Source organism: Roseobacter sp., assembly GCF_024639605.1.
GTDB lineage: Bacteria > Pseudomonadota > Alphaproteobacteria > Rhodobacterales > Rhodobacteraceae > Roseobacter.
Genome location: NZ_JAHEHZ010000067.1, coordinates 1 through 19,691 on the forward strand (window position 1 = coordinate 1; position 19,691 = coordinate 19,691).

The following is a 19,691-nucleotide window of genomic DNA, read 5'->3' on the forward strand; positions in this document are numbered from 1 at the left end:
CACTCCCAAAATCTGCAGACGATCCTCTCTGATCAGAACGCAAGCGCGCCCGAAGGCCGGATGACCGGCGCGCCCGTAATCACCGCTGCCGGTGAAGTCGACAAAGCCTCTGCCATGATCATCGGTGCGCGCCCGCCGATTATCATCACTGACCATGGCGCCGTCCATAAGTTAAGAGCAGATTGGCAATTCTGTCAGAGCGCGCCTGCACGCCGGTTGCATTGTGTTTCATCAACAAGGCGCATCTGATCATCTGGCCATCTATGCCGACCATGAACGCTTGCAGCATTGTTTCTGTGAAACTGCCGGTCCGGCGCGGTATCGCAGCTTTTTGTCGTGCTGGCATACCAGGGTCCGGCCTTATGGGGAGCATAATCGACGGACAGCTCGTGCAAGCCGGCAGGTGTGCTCTTTATCATCAGGGGACATTAGCAGAATTCCGCAAGCATATGCTAATAAAGCCTAAAGAGCATAATCCGGCATTGTGTTTATTTTACATAATACTGATTATACATTTATTGTCTATGCTTTTCAGGTATCACACCAGAGTACGTGCGGCACCCCTGCCGGTCTGAGAGGCACACAACCGGGTTCACTGTACTGAGCCCACTTGCCCCTTGGCCCTGGCGTTTCGTGCGTCACAGGACGGTGACTGCCTTTGTAGCTGAGAAACCTCACCTGCCTTTGCGCATGCGCGCCGACACTGGACAGATGCCCCGGGCTGCGTCTATCGAAGGATCAGATAACGAAAGATAATTCTATGACCTCCGTCCTGATCCTCAATGGTCCGAACCTGAACCTGCTGGGTACCCGGCAACCGGAAGTCTATGGCACCACGACCCTCGATGATATCGAAACTCTCTGTAAGAACCACGCAGAAGTCACTGGAATGACCGTGGAATTCCATCAGTCAAATCATGAAGGCACGCTTGTCGATAATATCCACAATGCGCGTGGCCGGCATGACGGGATTATCCTGAACGCAGGCGCCTACACCCATACATCGATTGCTCTGATGGATGCGATTTCATCGGTTGAATTGCCGGCGATCGAACTGCACCTGAGCAATGTGCATGCACGCGAAACCTTCCGGCACCAGTCTTACATCGCCCGCGTAGCAGTTGGCCTGATCTGTGGCTTTGGCGCCAGGGGTTATGTGCTTGCGATGGATGCAATGAAAGATCATCTCGAACATTAATTAATTACTCCAAAATACTGAATTAAAATAAAAAAAGGCACGCATTTAGCGTGCCTTTCCGGTTTATTCAGCGCTGTGCTGAAAGATCAGCCCTTGGCAGCTTTTGCGACCTCAGCGGCGAAATCCTCTTTCACCACTTCGATGCCTTCGCCCACTTCCAGACGCACAAAACCGGTGATCTCAGCACCCGCTTCTTTCGCGGCCTCGCCCACGGTGTGGTCAGGGTTCACAACAAAAGACTGGTTCAGCAGCGTGACTTCGGACATATATTTCTTCATCCGGCCGACGATCATCTTTTCGATCACCTGCTCTGGCTTGCCGCTTTCACGCGCAATGTCCATCTGAACCTGCTTTTCCTTCTCAACCACTGCCGGGTCAAGATCATCTTCGGACAGCGACGCCGGATTGACCGCGGCGATGTGCATCGCGACCTGCTTGCCGAACGCTTCATCGCCACCCTTCATCGCGACCAGAACACCGATCTTGCCCATGCCGGGGGCTGCTGCGTTGTGCACATAGGACACAACCGTGTCGCCCTCGATGGAAGACATACGGCGCACGGACATGTTCTCGCCGATCTTGGCGATGCTGTCAGTGATCACAGTAGCAACCGGTTTGCCGCCCATGTCTGCTTCTTTCAGCGCCTCAACGTCAGAGACAGTCAGAGCCACATCGGCAATGCCGGAGACCATCGACTGAAATTCAGCGTTCTTGCCAACAAAGTCCGTCTCGGAGTTCACCTCGACCGCCACGCCGTGACCGCCATCGACCTTGACCGCGACCAGACCCTCTGCGGCCGTACGACCGGATTTCTTGGCCGCTTTGGCCAGACCCTTGGTGCGCAGCCAGTCAACTGCCGCTTCCATGTCACCATCGTTCTCTGTGAGCGCTTTCTTGGCGTCCATCATACCGGCGCCGGTTGTTTCGCGCAGTTCTTTCACCATGGATGCTGTAATCGCCATCTCTGGTTCTCCTTTATGAAATCGGATGTACGGGGCAGTTCATCCCTGCCCCGTCTGTCATACCTGTAGCAGCGGGCGGCTTTTACGCCTCTGCGGGTGTCTCTGCGGCAGCTGCCGGTGCTTCTTCTGCAATGGCTTCTTCCGCGGGCGCTTCTTCCATTTCGCCGATATCGACGCCGGCGGCACCCAGCTGCGCGGACATGCCATCGAGGGCTGCGCGCGAGGCCAGGTCACAGTAGAGTGAAATGGCGCGCGATGCGTCGTCATTGCCCGGGATGATGTAATCAATGCCATCGGGCGGGCAGTTGGTGTCCACAACCGCAATCACCGGAATGCCCAGCTTGTTGGCTTCAGCAACCGCCAGCGCTTCTTTTTTCACGTCGATCACAAAAATCAGGTCAGGACGGCCGCCCATTTCGCGGATACCACCCAGGGACGCCTGCAGTTTGCCCTGGTCACGTTCCATGCCCAGACGCTCTTTTTTGGTCAGGCCGGCAAAACCGTTTTCAGACTGCTCGTCGATGTTTTTCAGACGGCTGATCGACTGCGACACGGTCTGCCAGTTGGTCAGTGTCCCACCAAGCCAGCGGTGGTTCATGTAATACTGTGCGCACCGCTCTGCGGCATCGGCGATCGGCTGCTGGGCCTGACGCTTGGTGCCGACAAAGAGAATACTGCCGCCTTTGGCGACGGTCTCACGGATCACGTTCAGAGCCGCGTCCAGCATCGGAACGGTCTGTGTGAGGTCCATGATGTGGATGCCGTTGCGCGCGCCGTAGATGAACGGACCCATACGGGGGTTCCAGCGCTGCGTCTGGTGGCCGAAGTGTACGCCTGCTTCAAGCAGCTGACGCATGGTGAACTCAGGAAGAGCCATGTCTTTATACCTTTCCGGTTTTATCCTCGGCGGGGGCATGACACCTTATGGAGCCAACCGGTGGACTGCCGGGGATGTCTCCCCCGGAAAGCCCGAACCCCGCCTGCGGGTTTCAGTGCGCGCCGTATAGGCCGGATAATGCGGCCCTGCAAGCGTTTTCCTGACACCTGCCAGGCACGTAATCACAAAGTGCCCCGCGGACTTGTCACGGCGCAGCCACGCATCCTATGTTAATGCATGAGAGACCGCATCGAACGGTCCGTGACCAACAGGATCAACACCGGGAGTTAAAATGATCAGAACCATTTACGCCGCCGTCTTCGCGGCAGCCGTGATGTCGCCGCTCGCAGCCACCGCCCAGACGGTGACGCTGTCGCCGGCAAACCCACAACCCTCCGCTGGTGCGCTGTCGCCGGGGCTGGCGGTCAGCTATGCCCGGATGCCCAGTGCAGTACGTGAGCTTGCCGGAGCTGCAAAAGCACTTCAGAAAGGCGCCAAGCCCGGAAAACCGCTGGCGGGGCTGTCCTACGACGATACAGATCAGAAGGTACTGACCTCTGATTCATATGAGAAAATTGCCGCCGATATCTCAGGTTATATCAAATTTGACCGCGCCGGCACGTATATGCTGGAATTTCTCAACAACGACGGGCTGGAACTCTCAATCGGTGGCCAGCAGGTCGCCCTTTACGATGGCATCCATGCCTGTGGCTATGCCGGGGAGATTGAGGTCAACGTGCCCCAGGCCGGGTATTACCCGCTCAAAGCCACCTATTTTCAGCGCAAAGGTACCGCGTGCCTGATGATGGAATGGGGGCCGGACAGCGACGGGCTGGAAACGGTGCCCGACAGCGCTTTTTTCCACTGACGAAAGGCAGCGCTCAGACAGTATGAGCGCTGCGCACCGCCGCCTCACAGGCCGCAGCCAGGGCCTTGCGGTCGGCAAAATCGCGCACATGAAAGGGCGGATGGCGCACAACCGTCACCTGCCCGCCTGCCCCTGATGCCAGGCATTTCAGGATATGCGCGCCAAAGGTCATATCCCCCCACCAGCCAAAAAACCGCGGATCCTGCCCGGGCGGTGCCTGATACAGCACGGTCACAGGTTCTATCGCCAGTGTCTCTTTCAGGCCGCCCGCAAAAAAGGCCGCAAAGAGTGTTGTTTTAAACGGCAGAACGCGTTGTCCGTCGCTGCTGGTTCCTTCGGGAAAAAACAGCAGCTGGTGTCCGGCGTGCAGACGTGACTGAAACAGCTGCGCCTGCTCTGCCGCGCGTGATCTGTTGCGCTCGATGAACACGGTGCCGGTCGCCCGCGCGAGCCAGCCGATTGCGGGCCAGGACGCCACCTCGGCCTTGGACACAAAATAGATACGCCGCGTGGCATTCAGCACAAAGATATCCAGCCAGCTGGAATGATTGGCCACGACGGCTCCCTGGCGGCTGAACTCCGGGCCGGTCAGTCTTAGTCGGAGCCCCATCAGACGCAGTGCATTGCGACACACAAACACCGTGATACGGGGCGTGACCGGCCGCTGTGTTCCGCAAAGCGGCCGCTCGATCAGGCGCAGCGTCAGATGCAGGGCCAGCCCGCCGGATACCAGCAGGGCCAGAGGCACGCCACGACAGATCACGCTGAGCCACCCCGCAGGGCCGATGGGCGGGTCAGGCGGCGGCGGGTCTCCGTGCCAGGTGGCGCTCATACGGGCGCGTTCCTGTAGAGCCTTGCCTGGTTTTCGTTGATCTGTGCGGTATCGAGGATCAGACAGACATCGGTAGTGTTGAAGGCATGATCGATAAAGGCCCCCTCCCCCACAAATCCGCCCATCCGCAGATAAGCCTTGATCAGCGAGGGTACCATGCGCATTGCGGCGCGCCGGTCCAGATCTGCTTCTGCGATCAGATCCATGCGCTGAAATGCAGCGGCCCGGGCGCGCACCCGCAACTCAGGCGGCGCCAGGTGCCGGTGGTGCAGCAACGACAACGCTTCTGCGAGGGCCCTGACGTCGGTGCCGTGAAAGGAGGCGACGCCAAAGAGTACTTCGATGTTGTGATCGTCGATATAACCCGCCAGGGCGCTCCAGAGGTGGAACATCGCCATGCCGCCCCGGTAATCATGGTGCACGCAGGACCTGCCCAGCTCAAGCATGCGCCGGCCCGACGCTTTGAGCCCGGCCAGATCATATTCGTCTTCGCTGTAAAACTGCCCGGCCGCCCGCGCCTGATCTTCGCGCATCACCCGGTACACGCCCACGATCTCGCCGTTTGAGAGATCCCGGAGCAGAAGATGGTCGAAAAACGGGTCGAACCGGTCCCGTTCCAGCCGGGCGTCATGATCGACCATCGGTCCGCCGCCACCCAGCTCTTCAACGAAGACCTGATAGCGCAGACGTTGCGCTGCCTCCAGATCCGCCGTGCCCGCCGCCAGCGAGACCGAAAACCGGGAGGAGGCGACATCTGTCATCTTTGGATACGTGGTCCTGCAGTGGTGCTCTTCAGCAGCGTCTTAAGGAATAAGACTCCGGCTGGCAATGTGGCAGGCGCGCACGGGTTTACAATCTATGGGTGTACGTTAATCTTTTGGAAAGGATGTTCATTCATCAAAGACCGGGATCAGCGCAACACGGGAGCTATCGATGACAATCTTTCCTTCCTCCCTGAAATTCACGGTAACACGCCCGCCGATGTTGCTTTGCACCTGCCCGGTTCCCCAGTCCGGCTGGCCCGGATGGCGCACAAGCATTCCGGGCGAGAGTATTGCGTTCAGATCTTCCATGGCGGCCTAATTAAGACAGGAGAAATAAATATGGGCACCCCGGGTATTAACCTCGCGGCACTGATCGGCAGTCGGATTTGCCATGACCTGATATCGCCGATCGGTGCAATCAACAATGGTCTTGAGCTTCTGGGCATGTCCGGCAGCGACGGGAGCCCCGAGATGGACCTCATTCAGGAAAGCGTGGGCAATGCAAGTGCGCGCATACGGTTCTTTCGCATTGCCTTCGGGGCTGCGGGAGATCAGATGATGGGCCGCGCGGAAGTCATCGCGATACTGAAAGATCTGATGGAAGGCGCCCGGTTGCAGGTCGCCTGGGGCCCGATGGATGCACAGCCACGCTCCTCCGTGCGCATGGCCTTTCTGGCGCTCCTTTGCGTGGAAAATGCGATGCCGTACGGAGGCCGTGTCGAGATCAGCCAGGAGGCCGGCAGCTGGTTGCTGCACGGCAGGGCCGACAAGCTGAACATAGACGAAACACTGTGGTCTGTTCTGACCACGCGGGATACGCCCGACGATTTGCGGCCCGCGCATGTTCAGTTTGCGTTGCTGCCCATCATCGCCGGCGACGAAAGCCGCCGGGTACGCACCGAAATCAGCGGAAATGAAATCCGGCTGAGATTCTGAGATCAGGGCCGTACGGACCCGTCTCCGGTCACGAGATATTTGAAACTCGTCAGTTGTGCCGCGCCGACCGGCCCGCGCGCGTGCATTTTACCTGTTGCGATACCAATCTCTGCGCCCATGCCGAACTCACCGCCATCAGCAAACTGGGTTGATGCATTATGCATCAAAATAGCCGAATCCAACTCGGTCATAAAGCGCCGGGCCGTGTCGGCGTTCTGCGTCAGGATACAGTCCGTGTGATCTGAGCCATAGGTCCGGATATGCTGCATCGCCTCATCAACATCCGCAACCGTACGGGCAGCAACGATCATATCAAGGTATTCGAAGCCCCAGTCTTCGTCCGTGGCGGGCACTGTTCCTTTAACGGCAGACAGTCTGTCGTCAGCACGCACCTCGACGCCGGCGTCGATCAGCGCGCGCAGAACCCCCTGCCCGATCGTATCTGCGACGTCTTCGTGAATTAGCAGGCATTCAGCCGCGCCGCAGATGCCGGTCCGCCGGGTTTTGGCATTCAGAACCACGCGCAGCACCATTTCAGGGTCCGCTTCGGCGTCGATATAGATGTGTACAATGCCCTCCAGATGGGCAAAGACCGGCACCCGCGCCTCGCGCTGCACCAGGCCGACGAGCCCCTTGCCGCCACGCGGTACAATCACATCGATCGTATCGGTCATTTTCAGCATTTCGCTCACTGCCGCGCGGTCGCGGGTCGGCACGATCTGTATGGCGTCCCCGGGCAGGCCCGCGTCTTTCAGTCCGGCCACGAGACAGGCATGAAGCGCCTGAGAAGAATGAAAACTCTCGGAGCCGCCGCGCAGGATCACCGCGTTACCGGCTTTGAGGCACAGAGCGCCTGCGTCCGCCGTGACGTTCGGACGGCTTTCGTAGATCACCCCGACCACGCCCAGAGGTGTGCGCACCCGCTGAATGTGCAGGCCGCTGGGCCGGGTCCAGTCCGCGATGACCTCGCCGACCGGATCGTCCTGAGCGGCAACAGCGCGCAGACCCGCAGCGATACCCTCAAGTCGTGCCTCATCCAGCATCAGCCGGTCCATCATCGCGTCAGACAGCCCCTTCTCGCGACCGTAGTCCATATCCCGCGCGTTTGCCGCGAGAATTTCACCTGCGTTTGCCATCACGTGACCGGCTGCCGCCTCAAGGGCTGCCCGCTTCGCCTCCGCTGATGCATAGCCAAGCTTTGCCGCAGCCGCTTTTGCCCGGGCGCCGGTGTCGGCCATCAGTGCGGAAATGTCATCCATGTCTTTCATTCGCTTGTGCCTCTGGTTGAACGCCCGTCCTGTCTAAGCCCACGAGGCACGTATTTCCAGCCGGAAGAGTCAGAGCGCCATATCGTCTCTGTGGATCAGCGCGGCACGGGCAGGATACCCCAGAACCGCCTCGATTTCATGCGATTTCCGACCCCGGATCGCGCGCGCCTCATCAGCGGTGTAGCGCGTCAGCCCATGGCCGAGGATATGTCCGCCGGCATCCGCAATCGCTACTGCATCCCCACGCTGAAACCGCCCCGTCACGCCCGTGATGCCAGCCGCAAGCAGGCTCTTTCCGGCGTGCAGCGCATCGACAGCGCCGGCATCGAGCGTCAGGCTGCCACGCGGTTTCATTGCGGCGATCCAGCGTTTGCGCGCCGCCTGCGGATCAGTCTGTGCGGTGAACCAGGTGGCATTGGCGCCGTTCTCCAACGCCCGCAACGGGTTCAGCACGGAGCCTTCAGTGATAGCCATAGCACAGCCCGCAGCCGTCGCGGTTCTCGCCGCGATCAGCTTGGTTTTCATACCACCCTTGGAGAGGCCTGAGCCGGCGTCACCGGCCATCTTTTCGATGTCGGGCGTGATCCGGTCAATGACATCATAGCGCGTCGCCTCGCGGTCCAGCGCCGGGTTGGCAGTATAAAATCCGTCAACATCTGACAACAGGATCAGCTGGTCCGCGCCCACCGTGACGGCGATCTGAGCGGCCAGCCGGTCATTGTCACCAAAGCGGATCTCATCCGTGGCAACCGTGTCGTTTTCATTCACGATCGGCACGACACGCATGCTGAGCAGCTGCTCCAGCGTCGCGCGTGAATTCAGATACCGGCGGCGGTCAGTGCTGTCTTCCAGCGTTACCAGGACCTGAGCGGTTGTGATGCCATGCGGCGCCAGCATCTCTTCATACGCGCGCGCCAGCCGGATCTGACCGACAGCGGCGGCGGCCTGGGACTGCTCCAGTGCCAGTTCCGTTGCCGGCAGGCCCAGCACCCCGCGCCCCAGAGCGATCGATCCTGAAGAGACGAGCACTACCTCAATGCCCTGCCCTTTCAGCCAGGCCACATCCTCAGCCAGTGAGGCCAGCCACTCCCGGCGCAATGCGCCGGTCCGGCGGTCCACCAGCAGCGCCGAGCCGATTTTAGCAACGAGGCGTTTTGCCGTGCTCAGGGATGCCACGGTTCCGCTTCCTCCTGGGGGCGATGCCGCAGGCGGTCATCGTCGATCTGCGAGCGCAGAGCCCGCAGCACATCCGTCAGGCCCTCGCGCGCGACGCCGGACATGAGCATCACGTCACCGCCGGATGCTTCGGCAAGCTGTTTTCGGGCGGTGCTGCGTTCTTCCTCATCCAAAGCGTCAATTTTGTTAAGCACCGTCACCCGGGGTTTTTCCGCAAGATTACCGCCATAGGCTTCGAGTTCGGTGATAATTGTCTGATAATCCTCAACAAGAGTGGGCGATGTGCCATCCACAAGATGCAGCAGCACGGCACAGCGTTCCACATGCCCAAGAAAGAGATCGCCCAGACCGCGCCCCTCGGAGGCGCCTTCGATCAGGCCCGGAATATCGGCAACCACAAACTCGGTGTTATCAACCCCGACAACCCCCAGATTAGGGTGCAGTGTGGTAAAGGGATAATCCGCTATTTTCGGGCGCGCGTTCGATGTGGCGGCCAGGAAGGTGGATTTACCTGCATTTGGCATGCCCAGCAGCCCCACATCGGCAATGAGTTTCAGCCGCAGCCAGAGCGTGCGCTCCACCCCGTCCTGACCCGGGTTGGCGCGGCGCGGTGCCTGGTTGGTCGAGGATTTGAAATGCAGGTTGCCAAAGCCGCCGTTGCCGCCGCGTGCAAGCTCAATGCGTTCACCGACTTCGGTCAGGTCAGTGATGACCGTCTCCTGGTCTTCGTCAAGGATCTCGGTCCCTACCGGCACGCGCAGGACGATATCATCACCATCCTTACCGGTACGCTGACGGCCCATGCCGGGCTGTCCGTTTTTGGCAAAGAAATGCTGCTGATAGCGGAAATCGATGAGCGTATTCAGCCCGTCGACCGCTTCGGCCCAGACGGAGCCGCCGGTGCCACCATCGCCGCCGTCGGGGCCACCGTATTCGATGTATTTTTCACGGCGAAAGCTTACACACCCGCCGCCGCCCGCACCGGAGCGGATATACACTTTGCACAGGTCGAGAAACTTCATGACAGCTCCTGGCGTGGCGGGCGATGCGCCCTGCTCACAGTTTTTTCAGATAGGTCCACGTAGGAACAGTTGTATCACGGGCCAGCGAAAAACTCTCGGCATCCCCGAGATACTGAAAACCGCAATGCGTCAGCACCCGTGCCGACGCCGGATTATCCTGAAAAACGCTGGCGAACATGGTTTTGTTGTGCATCGGATTGGCCTCGACCAGCGCCTGCACAGCGTCGGAGGCCAGACCGGTATTCCAGTAGGGCGGTGCCACCCAGTAGCCGACCTCGGATTGCTCGCGGTCCATGCGCTCCAGCGAAATGAGACCCATCAGCTCAGAAGCTCCCGATCTCGACCCGTCCATGGCCCAGACATCTTCGTCGCGCTCATTCGCCATCGCGCGGCTCACAAAGGCTTCGGTGACCCCGGGCGGGACCGGGTGGGGGATCGACGTGGTCATATGCGCCACACGTGCGTCTGAAAAATAGAGCTCAATCAGCCCCATATCAGAGCGCCGCAGGGGCCGCAGATCAAAGCGCTCCGTTTCGATCACCGCCTGAACGGGTATCTTTTTCATTTCCATCGTCATGTTCCTCCTCCGAACAGTACGAACAGCACCGATGCGACCGTCAGGCCGGCAAGGGTCCACATTAAATAGGGTTCCAGGCGCGTTCCCGCTACCGTGCGCGCGATTCCGTCACCCGCGAGTGTCCACACAGGGTGCAGCAAAAGCTGGCAGATGAGCAGCACCAGAGCGATAGCGATCGTTGCCTCAAGCACGGGCGTTCCCGGGGTCACAAAGGCCGTAAAGCCACCCACGATCATCGCCCAGGCCTTGGGGTTGAGCGGATGTACGACAAGGCCCGCTATAAAACCCGGTGCGGCACCCTCCTCGCGCTGCGCCCCAAGCCGCATATTCGCGACCTTCCACGCCAGCCAGATAATATAAGCCGCCGAGACATACCGCAGCGCTGTGAAAATCCACGGCGCGCGCTCCGCAAGTTCCATCAGCCCGAAGCCGACCGGCCAGATCACCAGTTGTTTGCCAATAACCACCCCGGCCACGAAAGGCAGTGCCGCCCGAAACCCGAAGCGCGCACCTGTAGCCATAAGGGCCATATTGGCCGGCCCCGGCGTGCCGACCTGGCTGGCGGCAAAGATCGCAAAACTGGTAACTGCAACCGACATGGGTCGGGGTCCTGACGGATTGATGTGTCGAAAATAAGAAAGGGGACCGGCGGTGTCGCCGATCCCCCGAATGATTCATCGCTTTGGGTGCGGCTTACTCTGCGGCCTCCGCCGCTGGCAGAACCGAAATAAAGGTACGGTTTTTCAGACCTTTGTGAAAGGTCACCGCGCCATCAACTGTTGCAAAGATTGTGTGATCTTTGCCCATGCCTACGCCCTCGCCCGGCCAGAACTTTGTGCCGCGCTGACGCACGATGATATTGCCCGGGATGGCCGCCTGGCCCCCGTAGAGTTTCACACCAAGACGACGACCTGCTGAGTCGCGGCCGTTACGGGATGAACCACCTGCTTTTTTATGTGCCATCTGGTCTCTCCTTAACCCTTGGTCAGTTCTTTGGCCTGCTCGACCCAGCCTTCACGCTCGATCCGGCCTTTGAACGACAGTTTTTCGTCCATATCAGCGATGTCCGCTTCGGTCCATGCTGCAATCTGCGCGAAGGTGGTCACGCCGCCTTCATGCAGTTTTTTCTCCAGAGCCGGTCCGACGCCGCTGAGCTGTTTCAGGTCGTCGCCTGCGGCATCCGATTTTTTCGGAGCCGCTTTGGCTTTGCTCTCGTCGGCCTTGGGCGCATCGGCTTTTTTCGCCTTGGCGGGCTTTGCAGATTTCTCTGCCGCGTCGCCTTCGCTCACGCGCTTGGCCATCTCGGCCTGTTCGCCCTTGTTTTTCGCATAACGCCCATCGGAGACGACTGCTGCGTAGCCGGCACCGCCAACAGCGGCCTTCACGCCCGATTTCTCAGCGCCCGATGTCAGAATGTCGGTCACTTTGACCAGGGTCAGCTTCTGACGGTGACCTTTGGTGCGCTTGGAGGAGTGCTTCCGGCGGCGCTTGACGAAATTGATCGTCTTTTCGCCTTTGATCTGATCGACGACCTCGGCCTGAACGCCCGCGTCTTTCACAAAGGGTGCACCGACGACGGGGCTGTCACCACCGAGCATCAGAATATCGTTGAACTGTACTTTGTCGCCTGCGTCAGCTGCCAGTTTCTCGACACGGAGCATATCTCCGGACTGAACTTTGTACTGCTTGCCGCCGGTTTTGAGAACCGCAAACATGCGTATTTCCTTTTCTCTGCCGCGTTCTGTGGTCCCCGGATCCGGGCGTTTTCGGCCTCTTGGCCACCTCGAACAGCGCACCCCGCTGTCAGGATGTACGTTAAAGTGAAAGGGCCAGGCATGCCGGACCCGCATCAGTGAGGCCGCCAATTGCACCAGTCCGGCGCCGTTGTCAAGCGCTTGCGGCGATCAGATGTCGCTGCCTCTGGCACTCAGCGCAACAGCCCGCCCCAGCGCGTAAGAAATGTCGCGGTACACCGTCTCGAAGCCGTCGAAAAGCGCCGCGTTCAGGCTTTGCCCTGCCGGGCTTGCTGAAAAGGCCACATAGGCCTCGAATTCGGCAAGGCTCAGGGGCTGATAAGCCATCAGCAGATAGCCGTTGAGCCAGCTTTCGGTATCTTCCCGGATCTCATCGCGCTGCGCATAAACCTCGGCGAGGATCTGTTCTTCGGATTGTTCATAAAACCTGCCGTCCGCAAGACCGGTAAAGAACCGGTAATTTGAGGTCATGGCGCCTGAGACATTCCGGGTCAGAAGATCATTGTCCTCCACGAACTGCCGCACGAGGGCCACATGCGGATCATCCGCATCAGCGCGTGCCTCAAAATCTGCGCGCGCGGCCTCTTCCACGGAAGGGTCCGAGATGGCGCTGCGGGCAGCATTCTCAAGGTCCACAATCCGCGCGCCGGTTGCGGTGCTGTACCAGGCAATCAGCGCATCAAGGTCAGCGTCACTGAGTCCGGCTTCCAACGCCTGACGCACCGTTTCGGCAATACGGCCGGTGTCATATATCTGATCGGTCTGGAAGGCAAAGAAAGCACCCCCCTGCCCCTGCAGCATGTCCGCATCGAGCTCGCGCACATACTCAAGCCCCTCGGCACGCAGGATCTCAGTGACCTCACCGACCTTCAGCAGGTCCATCAGAACGGTAATACGCGCGTCCGCAAAGGCCGGCAGAGCCGCAAGGCTCAGCGCTGCACTTACCAAAGCCGCGCGCAGCATCACAGCTCCTGACTGGGCTGCAGGCCCTGAAGCCGCGCGGCCAGTGCTTCATAGCGGTCAGACATGATCTGAAACTGTACCGCGTTCATGAGTTCGTAAACCCGCTGCATCGTCGGATTTTCCAGCGCATCCGCATAGGCGGTGATCTCATCATCGGAAAAAGCCTGATAGGTATAGGCAGAACCGGCCAGCCCCGCGATCTGCATGCCGCGGCGCAACTCACCCTCCTGTGTCTTCAGGCTCTCGCGCAGGTCCTCTTCCTCCATGCGCAGTTCGATCACCCCGGCGGCGGCCGCCGCCATCAGAAAGCGCACCTGCACCTCCTGAATTGCATGCACAGAGGCATCCTCAGACCCGGTTGCACCGTTGAGCCGCTTCAGTTCCTCCAGACGGGGCGAGCCGATCTGCACCAGCCCCGCCACGATGGCCTGACCGGCCTCCTGGCGAAGTTCGTCATCGTCATCCATGTGCGAGGCGTTTTCGACAGCGACCAGCCGCCGTCCCAGATCCGATGTATAGAAGTCGACCGCATGATCCAGCAAATCATCGGTCAGCGCCTCCGAAAGGATGTCGATTGCCTCATCGTGCATCAGCTCTGTGTCAAACACCTCATCCGCCAGCCGTGTCCACTCCGATCCGAAATCTTCGGTTTCGATGCCCAGCATGGCAGGCGCGGATTCCGCCGAAAGTCTGATGCTTTCAAGCGCCACGTCGAAACCAGTGACCTCAAGAAACGTCTCCAGCCGGTCGGGGTCGTCTGTTTTCGCTGTTGTCGGGCCAGCCACAAAGGTGGCCATCAGAGCAAGCACACCAAAGCATGCGCGTATTGCAGATGTCATCCGTCAGAACCTTTCTGAGCCTGTTTAAAGGAGAATCTAAGCTTTTTAATGTCTGGGGCAATGAAAATTCCCGTGTGCGGCATCCACTCGCCTGTCTCCTCTTGTCAGCGCCGGAAAACAAGACTAAACGCCGCGGACGATCCCCGCGGAGAGGTGCCGGAGTGGTCGAACGGGGCGGTCTCGAAAACCGTTGACCCTTCACGGGGTCCCAGGGTTCGAATCCCTGTCTCTCCGCCACCAACCCCCACCACCCGTCTCTGGCGTCAGGCTGACTGACAACCCCCCGAAACAGGCTGGCTTTTCGGCCTCAATCCGTTGTTCCGTGCCAACAACTCCCGCGAAACCTGGAGACTTACCCGCTATTTTGACGGCATGTCTCCGCGTGTTTGATGCAAGGTCCGGTTTGGGTATTATCAGGGAATTTTTTGCCAATTCAGGCAAAAAACAGGTGGATTCCACGGAGATCGACCTTTGATATTTCGAGTTCTTAATAAAATTCAGCTGGTTAGAAGCCACCCAACCGCAGGTCCTGTTAACGACCGTAACAGGTGAGTTTGGGCCTGTTAACGGAGCGTTGAACCCGTGTTTTGGGGTGATCGAGGCCCTGAAACGGGGTTTTTGGTCATTTTTTCAGGTTGCACCTGCGCGGCCTCAGTCGATCAAATATTGCGCCAGCAGCTGCTTTTGGTCTGCCCAGCTCAAGGCCATGTCGAAACTCAGCAGACGCGCCAGCGTGAACTTTGTGATATGCCGTCCTTCGAAGATCGCTTTTTGCAGCTCCGGTGCCAGAAAGGCGAGGCGGATCAGCTTTCGTCGGTAGCGGTCTTTGGGAGCATCGTCACACCAGGGCATGCCTTTGCTGTCGCGCTCCAACATTGCGTGCGCATCGCGAAGGGCTTTGACAAGCACCGGATCCGGGCGGCTGACAGGCGTATCGCCAGGGATGATCTGCGGTGCGCCACCTTTGCTGCCGACGCAGATGGGTAGTGACAGTCTGACCCATTTTGGATGCGCCGCATCTTCGCAGACGTCCTCATCCGGTTGCAGCTTTTCACGGATTTGATCGATGTGTTGTCGTCCAAGCCACAGGTTCACGCGATCCGGCAGCACGTCGATGCGCTTGATGAGCGTAAGGTTGACGTCGGCTCGCTCGGGCAACAAACGCCGCAAGGCATCGGTGACTGAACCTTCGAGCTTCTCCGCGGACACCCGCATGAGAGGCGTGGCACTGTCACCGTTGTAATGCTTCACAGAATTTGCCAAATAGTAACGGTAAAGTTTGCCATGCCGGCCATAAGAGAACGTCGGCGTCATGGAGCGCCCGTGCGGGTCAAAGATGCGCCCCGCGAGCGGAGATCTGGCCACCTGTTGTCGTGTTGTGTGACGGCGGACCGAGTTCCTGTCGAGCTGCTGCTGCACGGCATCGAATAAAACCGGGTCGATGATCGCCGCATGCTGGCCGGGATAGCTTTTGTCCTTGTGCACGGTCTCGCCAAGATAGGTGCGGTTGCGCAGCAGATGAAACAACGCCCCGCGGCTGAAAACCTGATCGCCGCGAACCTTACCGGCCTTCGTCACATGCCGCTTCGATCTGATGCCTGCTTTGTACAGGTTATTCTCGAGCTTGTGGACAGAGCCAAGCGCGAGATAGGTCTCGAAGATATGCCGGACTGTGTGTGCCTCGTCTTCGTTAACTTTCAGACCATGGCTTCCGGGCTCGGGTGCATCGTATCCCAGCGGCAGGCCGCCGCCCATCCACATGCCTTTCTTTTTGGAAGCCGCGATCTTGTCGCGGATGCGCTCGCCCGTGACCTCGCGTTCGAACTGGGCAAAAGAGAGCAACACGTTCAGTGTGAGACGCCCCATGCTGGACGTGGTGTTGAACGCTTGCGTGACTGACACGAACGACACCTGATGGCGATCGAAGATCTCCACGATACGGGCGAAGTCCATCAGCGAGCGCGTGAGGCGGTCGATTTTATAGACAACGACGATGTTCACGCGCCCTGTGGCAATACCCGCAAGCAGGTCTTGCAGAGCAGGCCGCTCCATGTTGCCACCGGAATAGCCGCCGTCATCGTAGCTTTTGGCAAGCGCCGTCCAACCTTCGGCTTTCTGGCTTGCGACATAAGCCATGCAGGCTTCACGCTGCGCATCCAGAGAATTAAAACTCTGATCCAGACCTTCGTCCGTGCTTTTGCGGGTGTAGATAGCGCAGCGCAGGCGGGGTTTGGTCATGACGCCTCGTCGCGCAGCCCGAAGAAACGGGGGCCGTTCCAACGGGTTCCTGTGGCCGCGCGAGCAATGGCCGACAGGCTGGGATATGTCTTGTCCTCCCAGCGGAACCCGTCCTGTTCCACGATGACTTCGATGGTGCGCCCCTGCCACGTCCGGCGCAAAACCGCGCCAATGCCAAGATCGCGTCCTTCGGGCACCATGGCACCACGTCGCCTGATGGCCCTGCGTGTCGCATCGTCCAGCCCGCCATATGCGGCGACCTGCAAACGCCAGGCGATGAGGTGTTGCAGAAGGCGGGCCGATCGCAGCTTTGGCGGCGGCGCGGCAAACCGGTCTTTCCAGAACGCGCGTAGGGCGTCGAGGTTGCAGGCCCCGAGATGATCGAGGTCCTGCTCCAGCTTGTTGATCCGCATCAGTTCGATCCGGTCAGATGGTACATGCGTACGCCATCGTTCTTTTGCGATGTGATGATGTGACCCTTCCGCTTGAGGGTGCCGGCCATGGCACCGCGCACAGAATGGCTCTGCCAGCCCGTGGCCTTGCAAAGATCATCAAGCGCGGCACCGCTGTCGCGCGAAAGCAAATTGAGGATGATCTGCAGCTTGGTGGTGCCATCGGGTGCGGCGCGTCTGGATTTGGACGATCGGGGCGATTTTTGGGGTTTGGCTGATCTTGTCATTGTTTGTCCTTTCGGTTGGGGCGGACCTTTCCGCCGGTACCGGGACAAGCCCGGGGATCCGGGCGCGGGGTCAGTACCGCTCGAACGCCGCGCGAAGTCCAGTGGAGAATGCGGTGTCCAGAGCGGCAAAAGCCACCGATTGCAAACGTTGGTTGTCAGGAAGCTGTGGCGTGCTTAGCCTTGGATATAGGTTTTACAAGTGAGGATCATCCCAACATGCCGAAGTGGCCCAGTACGAACGGAAACGTCCTCATTGCGATCGGAAGGGTTGCGTTTTGAGTAATGGTCCGAGACAACCCTCGCGTGACGTATCAGGGCGGTTCACCGCCGGGCAAAGTGGCAACCCGAAGGGCCGGCCGAGAAAACCCAAGGACTCTGCGGAGACGCCTCTCGAAGTGGCTTTTGGAAAAACCGTGCAGGTGACTCAAGGCGGTGAGCGGTCGGAGGTGGGTGTCGATTTTGCCATCGATCTACGGACGTTGAAAGACGCGATGGACGGCAAAGCGCGTGCGCTAAAGAAAGTCGCAGGCTGGGTGATCAAACGCGAAGAGTGGCGTCATGCGGAGCACGACAGGAAAAACCCGTCTGTGATTGAGCATGTCTTTGGCGATGATCCGGACAATGCTGAGGAGGCCTTGCAACTCCTGGACATCGCAACACGAGATTGGGATTATGATCCGTCAGACACGGAGACCGTGCGGCTGCAGCTGGCGCCCTGGGCGGTCAACGCGGCTCTGCGGCGAAAACGGAGCAGCAAGTTCAGCAAAAAAGACATTAGCGAGATCGAACGCTGCACAGCGGATGGGGCTGACATTGACTGGCCGAAGGATGTGCGACGTGAGTGATTTTGATGACCGGGAAGACGAAGAAGGGGTCGGGTATAAGAAACCACCAGCTTCCGGCCGTTTTCCAAAGGGACGTTCGGGGAATCCCAAAGGCCGCCCGAAAGGCAGCCATCGTGCGCCGCCAAAAGAAGAGGTGATGAGCCAGCTGGTCACGATACGGGATGGGGACGGGGTGCGGGAGGTCACGGCTGAAGTGGCCTTTCTGCACAAGCTTCAGGAACTGGCGCTCAAAGGAAACAGCAGCGCGGTGCGTGCCTATGAAGACCTCAAAGGCACATTGGATGCGACACACGGACGGGAAGACGCCCTGCCCAAACGGTTTGCCGTGCACTTCATCCGGCCCGGCAGTGTGAACACCGCGCTCGAAATCCTGAAGATGGCCCGCACGCGAGACCGCTACAGGGAAGGCCGCGCAACTGTGGTGCTTGAACCCTGGCTGGTTGAGGTCGCACTTAAGCGGCTTGGAGACAAACGAGTGACACGCGAAGAGCAGGAGACAGTGTGGGCTGCGACGCGCTCGCCCGGGAAAGTGAACTGGCCGGACTGGTGGCAGGTGGATGGCAAAAGCGAAGATGGCTAAGTTCCACATCACCCTAACACCGTATGGGCAGTCTCTTTCATCGCTTCGGAACTCTGGGCCGCAAGCGGTTGATCCAACCGTCCTGGCTAAAGAGTTGCGTGAGCACAGGGATGCGCCCTTGCCGGAAGACTTGCGGATGTGGCTGGCGGATTATCTGGCGGGAGATATCCGTCCGAAGCGCGGACGACCGGCGCGCCCTGCGCATGAACAGCTCCATCGGAAAGCACTTTGGCAGGTGACCTATAATCGCTACCTGACGTGGCTACAGGAGCGGCAATCGAAGGCGGGCCATCTGAATGGATGGTCTTATATCCGCGAGGCCGGCTGGTGGCAGGGGCCGCCGTCCGAGCGCGCGGCGCGCATGGTTGCCGAGCGGTTTGGGGAGGGCCATCACGCCTGGCGCTCGGTGCAGACCACCATCTCAAAAAAAATATAGCGGTTTGTTTTGAACGACGCGCGCAGCGCCAGCAATTAGGACCTTGTCCCGTTAGACCCATTAACGGAGACATCCATGAAAGACATCAATCCTCATAACGCGCGGACTGTGCAGCTTGTGCCGGTCACAAATCTCAAACCTTATTCCCGGAACCCGCGGACGCATTCGAAGAAACAGATCCGGCAGATTGCTGACAGCATCCAGGCCTTCGGCTGGACCAATCCAATCCTCGTGGATGAGGACGTTGGGGTCATCGCAGGTCACGGCCGGTTGGAAGCCGCAAAACTGCTGGGGCAGGTCGAGGTGCCTGTGCTGCAGCTCGATCATATGACCGAGGAGCAGAAGCGGGCCTATGTGATTGCAGATAACCGGCTTGCAGAAAATGCCGGCTGGGATGAAGCGCTGCTGGCCTTGGAACTGGGCGCTCTCGTAGATCTTGAGTTCGACGTCACCCTGACCGGCTTTGAAACTGCCGAGATCGACACGATGCTCAGGGTAGAAGGCACGGATGATGCTGATCCCCGGGATGACATTGCCGCGCCGGACAAAAACAAGCCTGCAGTGACATCGCCGGGGGATCTCTGGCACCTCGGGCCGCATCGGGTGCTCTGTGCCGACGCCACGGATCCGGATAACTGGTCGCTGCTCATGCAAGAGGACCGCGCCGAAATGGTCTTTACCGATCCACCTTATAATGTGCCGATCCGGGGCCACGTCTCCGGACTCGGCGCCGTGCAGCATCGCGAGTTTGCCATGGCCGCAGGTGAGATGACCCCCGAGGCCTTCTCGTCCTTCCTTGCAAAAGTCTGCGATAATATGGCTGCCGTCAGCCGGGAGGGCGCCATCCACTTCATTTGCATGGACTGGGCACATCTCT

Annotated in this window: 24 protein-coding genes and 1 tRNA gene; 8 read left to right on the forward strand and 17 right to left on the reverse strand. The window is 59.4% G+C overall.

The genetic code is table 11. From position 1 onward, the window contains the following. The first annotated feature begins 760 nt into the window (after positions 1-760). Complete coding sequence (gene aroQ / locus Q0M35_RS10395; protein ID WP_295314879.1) at positions 761-1,198, forward strand: type II 3-dehydroquinate dehydratase; 438 nt, start codon at positions 761-763, stop codon at positions 1,196-1,198. 86 nt (positions 1,199-1,284) lie between these two features. Here aroQ and tsf read toward each other — a convergent pair whose 3' ends face one another. Beyond that, positions 1,285-2,160 (reverse strand): translation elongation factor Ts, encoded by an 876-nt coding sequence (gene tsf / locus Q0M35_RS10400; protein ID WP_295314881.1) that lies wholly within the window; start codon positions 2,158-2,160, stop codon positions 1,285-1,287. Between the two features lie 82 nt (positions 2,161-2,242). Continuing rightward, positions 2,243-3,037, reverse strand: coding sequence for a 30S ribosomal protein S2 (gene rpsB / locus Q0M35_RS10405; protein WP_295314883.1), 795 nt, complete (start codon positions 3,035-3,037; stop codon positions 2,243-2,245). A gap of 292 nt (positions 3,038-3,329) precedes the next feature. Here rpsB and Q0M35_RS10410 point away from each other — a divergent pair, with 292 nt between their 5' ends. Beyond that, positions 3,330-3,905 (forward strand): PA14 domain-containing protein, encoded by a 576-nt coding sequence (locus Q0M35_RS10410; RefSeq protein ID WP_295314884.1) that lies wholly within the window; start codon positions 3,330-3,332, stop codon positions 3,903-3,905. Positions 3,906-3,918: 13 nt separating this feature from the next. Here Q0M35_RS10410 and Q0M35_RS10415 read toward each other — a convergent pair whose 3' ends face one another. From Q0M35_RS10415 to Q0M35_RS10425, 3 genes are all read right to left on the reverse strand, one after another. Continuing rightward, positions 3,919-4,737, reverse strand: a complete 819-nt coding sequence (locus Q0M35_RS10415; protein WP_295314886.1) for a lysophospholipid acyltransferase family protein — start codon at positions 4,735-4,737, stop codon at positions 3,919-3,921. Then, complete coding sequence (locus Q0M35_RS10420; protein ID WP_295314888.1) at positions 4,734-5,498, reverse strand: GNAT family N-acyltransferase; 765 nt, start codon at positions 5,496-5,498, stop codon at positions 4,734-4,736. The genes Q0M35_RS10415 and Q0M35_RS10420 overlap by 4 nt, the downstream gene beginning before the upstream one ends. Positions 5,499-5,627: 129 nt before the next feature. After that, complete coding sequence (locus Q0M35_RS10425; RefSeq protein ID WP_295314890.1) at positions 5,628-5,810, reverse strand: DUF3553 domain-containing protein; 183 nt, start codon at positions 5,808-5,810, stop codon at positions 5,628-5,630. A 30-nt stretch (positions 5,811-5,840) separates the two neighbouring features. On the opposite strand from Q0M35_RS10425, the gene Q0M35_RS10430 reads away from it, so the two are divergent. Further along, complete coding sequence (locus Q0M35_RS10430) at positions 5,841-6,437, forward strand: histidine phosphotransferase family protein (RefSeq protein ID WP_295314892.1); 597 nt, start codon at positions 5,841-5,843, stop codon at positions 6,435-6,437. A gap of 2 nt (positions 6,438-6,439) precedes the next feature. Here the strand turns inward: Q0M35_RS10430 and Q0M35_RS10435 are convergent, their stop codons facing one another. From Q0M35_RS10435 to Q0M35_RS10475, 9 genes are all read right to left on the reverse strand, one after another. Next, positions 6,440-7,705, reverse strand: coding sequence for a glutamate-5-semialdehyde dehydrogenase (locus Q0M35_RS10435; RefSeq protein ID WP_295314894.1), 1,266 nt, complete (start codon positions 7,703-7,705; stop codon positions 6,440-6,442). A gap of 69 nt (positions 7,706-7,774) precedes the next feature. Next, entirely contained in the window at positions 7,775-8,881 is a 1,107-nt protein-coding gene (gene proB / locus Q0M35_RS10440) for a glutamate 5-kinase (protein WP_295314896.1), read from the reverse strand. Beyond that, a complete protein-coding gene (gene obgE, locus Q0M35_RS10445) occupies positions 8,869-9,903 on the reverse strand; it encodes a GTPase ObgE (protein ID WP_295314898.1) in 1,035 nt (344 codons plus the stop codon). Before obgE ends, proB begins: the two co-directional genes overlap by 13 nt. Before the next feature lie 34 nt (positions 9,904-9,937). Next, a complete protein-coding gene (locus tag Q0M35_RS10450) occupies positions 9,938-10,474 on the reverse strand; it encodes a GNAT family N-acetyltransferase (RefSeq protein WP_295314928.1) in 537 nt (178 codons plus the stop codon). 2 nt (positions 10,475-10,476) lie between these two features. Beyond that, positions 10,477-11,079 carry a LysE family translocator gene (locus tag Q0M35_RS10455; protein ID WP_295314904.1) on the reverse strand — a complete coding sequence of 201 codons (603 nt, stop codon included), beginning with the start codon at positions 11,077-11,079 and terminating at the stop codon, positions 10,477-10,479. Positions 11,080-11,173: 94 nt separating this feature from the next. After that, positions 11,174-11,443, reverse strand: a complete 270-nt coding sequence (gene rpmA / locus Q0M35_RS10460) for a 50S ribosomal protein L27 (protein ID WP_295314907.1) — start codon at positions 11,441-11,443, stop codon at positions 11,174-11,176. A gap of 11 nt (positions 11,444-11,454) precedes the next feature. After that, positions 11,455-12,195 carry a 50S ribosomal protein L21 gene (locus Q0M35_RS10465; protein ID WP_295314909.1) on the reverse strand — a complete coding sequence of 247 codons (741 nt, stop codon included), beginning with the start codon at positions 12,193-12,195 and terminating at the stop codon, positions 11,455-11,457. Between the two features lie 189 nt (positions 12,196-12,384). Then, positions 12,385-13,197 (reverse strand): DUF2059 domain-containing protein, encoded by an 813-nt coding sequence (locus tag Q0M35_RS10470; protein ID WP_295314911.1) that lies wholly within the window; start codon positions 13,195-13,197, stop codon positions 12,385-12,387. After that, a complete protein-coding gene (locus Q0M35_RS10475) occupies positions 13,197-14,036 on the reverse strand; it encodes a DUF2059 domain-containing protein (protein ID WP_295314913.1) in 840 nt (279 codons plus the stop codon). The genes Q0M35_RS10470 and Q0M35_RS10475 overlap by 1 nt, the downstream gene beginning before the upstream one ends. 147 nt (positions 14,037-14,183) lie before the next feature. Here Q0M35_RS10475 and Q0M35_RS10480 point away from each other — a divergent pair. Further along, positions 14,184-14,273, forward strand: a tRNA-Ser gene (locus Q0M35_RS10480). A gap of 414 nt (positions 14,274-14,687) precedes the next feature. Here Q0M35_RS10480 and Q0M35_RS10485 read toward each other — a convergent pair. Genes Q0M35_RS10485 through Q0M35_RS10495 form a run of 3 tightly spaced genes read right to left on the reverse strand, consistent with a single transcriptional unit; the run spans position 14,688 to position 16,953 of the window. Beyond that, complete coding sequence (locus tag Q0M35_RS10485; RefSeq protein ID WP_295314915.1) at positions 14,688-16,274, reverse strand: recombinase family protein; 1,587 nt, start codon at positions 16,272-16,274, stop codon at positions 14,688-14,690. Continuing rightward, on the reverse strand, positions 16,271-16,687 hold the full coding sequence (locus tag Q0M35_RS10490; protein ID WP_295314917.1) for a DUF2924 domain-containing protein: 417 nt from the start codon (positions 16,685-16,687) through the stop codon (positions 16,271-16,273). The genes Q0M35_RS10485 and Q0M35_RS10490 overlap by 4 nt, the downstream gene beginning before the upstream one ends. Next, positions 16,687-16,953: a DUF3489 domain-containing protein gene (locus Q0M35_RS10495; RefSeq protein ID WP_295314919.1), complete on the reverse strand. Its 267-nt coding sequence runs from the start codon at positions 16,951-16,953 to the stop codon at positions 16,687-16,689. Before Q0M35_RS10495 ends, Q0M35_RS10490 begins: the two co-directional genes overlap by 1 nt. A gap of 224 nt (positions 16,954-17,177) precedes the next feature. On the opposite strand from Q0M35_RS10495, the gene Q0M35_RS10500 reads away from it, so the two are divergent. The 4 genes from Q0M35_RS10500 to Q0M35_RS10515 all read left to right on the forward strand — a co-directional run. Further along, positions 17,178-17,798: a DUF5681 domain-containing protein gene (locus Q0M35_RS10500; protein WP_295314921.1), complete on the forward strand. Its 621-nt coding sequence runs from the start codon at positions 17,178-17,180 to the stop codon at positions 17,796-17,798. Continuing rightward, the gene (locus tag Q0M35_RS10505; protein ID WP_295314923.1) at positions 17,791-18,378 is read left to right on the forward strand and encodes a DUF5681 domain-containing protein; all 588 of its coding nucleotides are present in this window, start codon (positions 17,791-17,793) and stop codon (positions 18,376-18,378) included. Before Q0M35_RS10500 ends, Q0M35_RS10505 begins: the two co-directional genes overlap by 8 nt. Beyond that, entirely contained in the window at positions 18,356-18,814 is a 459-nt protein-coding gene (locus tag Q0M35_RS10510; RefSeq protein WP_295314924.1) for a hypothetical protein, read from the forward strand. The genes Q0M35_RS10505 and Q0M35_RS10510 overlap by 23 nt, the downstream gene beginning before the upstream one ends. A 75-nt stretch (positions 18,815-18,889) precedes the next feature. Further along, positions 18,890-19,691: ParB/Srx family N-terminal domain-containing protein (locus Q0M35_RS10515; protein WP_295314926.1), on the forward strand; the 802-nt coding region annotated here is incomplete at its 3' end.